Source organism: Brevundimonas sp. (assembly GCF_018608325.1).
Lineage (GTDB): Bacteria > Pseudomonadota > Alphaproteobacteria > Caulobacterales > Caulobacteraceae > Brevundimonas.
Map to the genome: position 1 here is coordinate 37,880 of NZ_JABAZW010000114.1, position 2,275 is coordinate 40,154.

Genomic DNA, 2,275 nt, shown 5'->3' on the forward strand with positions numbered 1-2,275 from the left:
CACTATTCATGGGAACATACCAGTTTGGCCTCCAGCCCCGCCCTTGCCGCCGCCTGCTGAGCCGGGGCGGGTTGGGCCTTGCGTGGGAATAACGATGTCCTTGGGAATGGGGTCCAGTTGCAGCGCCTCGCGGATAAAGTCGCGCAACGACACCACCAGGTCATGGGTCTGGACAGGATGGCCCGCCACCAGTTCCACAGCCGCCCGCTGAGCCAGCCTGACCTGCGGTTCGGTGCCCAGCAGGATGATGTCCGACAGCGCCGCCTCCACCGCATCGCGAATGCGCCGCGCCCGGTCGGAGGATTCCACCGTGACGGCGCTCAGATCAACTGACGCCTGCGCCGGATCGGCCTGACGCAGCGCGCGCCTGTGGGTGGGGTCCACCGTCAGGTCGCCGGTGAAGGAGCCGCCCAGCACCTTATAGGCCGCGATCAGGGTCTTCAGCCGCTCGTTGATCTGGCGGTTCATCCGCTCGCGGCGTTGCTGGATGGTGAACATCATCACCAGCCGGATGCCCATGCCGATCAGCGTCACCAGCGCCAGCCCCAATATGGTGACCAGAAGATTTTGCCAGGAACTGAAGTCCAGACCACGCATACGCCGCCTCCCCTATCGCCTGTCGAAACGACAGGCTGAGCCGGAACGCGCGACGACGCAAACGGCGCCGGTTTGACCTAGATGGATTGCGCCTTCAGGGCGGCGAACGCCTTGACCGAAAAGGCGGACAGCGGCTGCGGCAGATCATTCAGGTCGAACCAGCCGATGTCCGACAGCTTGTCCGGCTCAGTCAGGGACGGCTCGCCGGTGAAGTCGCGGGTCAGATACATCAGCGACACCCAGTGCTGGCCGTCGGCGGGAATGATCTCCTCGGACAGGCACAAGAAGTCGACACTGCCGATCTTCAGGCCTGATTCCTCCTCGGCTTCGCGTCGGGCGGCTTCGGCGGAGTGCTCCATCATGTCGACCTTGCCGCCCACAATGTTCCAGAAGCCCGCCTCCGGCGCCTTCAGCCGCTTGCACAGCAGAACCCGACCGTCGGCGCGCTGGATCACCAGCCCGCAGCCGACGCCGGGGAAATCAACACCGGGCTTGGCCACTTACGCGGTCGGGGCGTCGACGGACGGATAGAAGGTGTAGCTGAGGGTGATGTCGCGCGCGCCCTTGGCCTCGCGGTCCGTCGCCAGTTCGGGGGCGATGAAATACTGCATCGGGAATTTGCGCGTCTCACCGGCAGCCAGCGTCTGGTCGGTGAAGCAGAAGCACTGCAGCTTCTGGAAATAGGGTCCGGTGTATTCCGGCGACACATTGTAGCTGGCGCGGACCATGATCGGCTTGTCCGAGGTGTTGGTCACATCGAAATAGGCCAGCCCCGTCTCACCGATGCGCACCCGCTGGGTCGATTGCTCGGCCTTGAAGGTCATGGGCAGGCCGCGGACATTGGTGTCGAACCGCACCAGCACCGTCTGATCCAGCACCGTGTCGGGCGCCACATCGGCCTTCATCGTCGTGCCGCCGAACCCGGTCACCTGACAGAACATCTTGTACAGGGGCACCGCCGCGAACGCCGCGCCGGTCATCCCCATCACGGTGAAGACGCAGATGATGGCGATCAGGTTCTTGCGGCCGGCATTCATTTCACAACCCTCGTCGCTCCGGCCGACTGGCTTTCCAGCAGCGCACGCTCATCGGCCTGATTCTGCTGCAGGCGCAGGACCGTGGTGGTGAAGACCAGAACGATGAAGGCTACCAGACCCAGGGCGATCCACAGATTGCGGCGTTTGCGCGCGCGCACTTCTTCAGGGGACAGAATGATCATTTACACTCCCAGGCCCGACAGGGCCTCGACCAGCAGCGCCGAGAACAGCGCCATCAGATAGAGGATGGAAAAGGCGAACAGGTCGCGCGCAGGTTTGGCCTGAGCGCGCACGTCATACAATGCGGCTTCACGTCCCACGGCTTCAGCCTTGTCAGGTTCATCGCCCGCACGCGAACGGAACAGACGGACCGCCAGGCCCAGGAAGGCCAGGCCGCCGACGCCCGACACCACGCCATAGATCAGCCCGCCCATGCCCGCGACGGCAGGTGCGATCGCCACCGGCACGAAGATCAGGGTGTAGATCAGGATCTGCAGGCGGGTGGACTTGGCGCCGCGCGCCACCGGCATCATCGGAATGCCCGCCTTGGCGTAGTCGCCCGCCGAATACAGCGCCAGCGCCCAGCTGTGCGGCGGGGTCCACAGGAACACCACCAGGAATAAAATCCACGCCTCAACGCT

The 2,275-nt window shown here is 64.4% G+C and carries 5 protein-coding genes; all 5 read right to left on the reverse strand.

Annotated elements, in window-relative coordinates:
* Nucleotides 1–6: 6 nt before the first annotated feature.
* Nucleotides 7–597, reverse strand: coding sequence for a hypothetical protein (locus tag QZ281_RS11580; RefSeq protein ID WP_292228504.1), 591 nt, complete (start codon nucleotides 595–597; stop codon nucleotides 7–9).
* A gap of 77 nt (nucleotides 598–674) precedes the next feature.
* The gene (locus QZ281_RS11585) at nucleotides 675–1,097 is read right to left on the reverse strand and encodes an NUDIX domain-containing protein (RefSeq protein ID WP_292228505.1); all 423 of its coding nucleotides are present in this window, start codon (nucleotides 1,095–1,097) and stop codon (nucleotides 675–677) included.
* On the reverse strand, nucleotides 1,098–1,634 hold the full coding sequence (locus QZ281_RS11590; RefSeq protein ID WP_292228507.1) for a cytochrome c oxidase assembly protein: 537 nt from the start codon (nucleotides 1,632–1,634) through the stop codon (nucleotides 1,098–1,100).
* Nucleotides 1,631–1,816 (reverse strand): hypothetical protein, encoded by a 186-nt coding sequence (locus tag QZ281_RS11595; RefSeq protein ID WP_292228509.1) that lies wholly within the window; start codon nucleotides 1,814–1,816, stop codon nucleotides 1,631–1,633. The genes QZ281_RS11590 and QZ281_RS11595 overlap by 4 nt, the downstream gene beginning before the upstream one ends.
* Nucleotides 1,817–2,275 (reverse strand): UbiA family prenyltransferase (locus tag QZ281_RS11600; RefSeq protein ID WP_292228511.1); only part of this gene is annotated, 459 nt, incomplete at its 5' end.

Bases quoted from the DNA above. Each gene is read 5' to 3' on its own strand.
- QZ281_RS11580 (WP_292228504.1), bottom strand. From the start codon at position 597: ATGCGTGGTCTGGACTTCAGTTCCTGGCAAAATCTTCTGGTCACCATA.
- QZ281_RS11590 (WP_292228507.1), bottom strand. From the start codon at position 1,634: ATGAATGCCGGCCGCAAGAACCTGATCGCCATCATCTGCGTCTTCACC.
- QZ281_RS11595 (WP_292228509.1), bottom strand. From the start codon at position 1,816: ATGATCATTCTGTCCCCTGAAGAAGTGCGCGCGCGCAAACGCCGCAAT.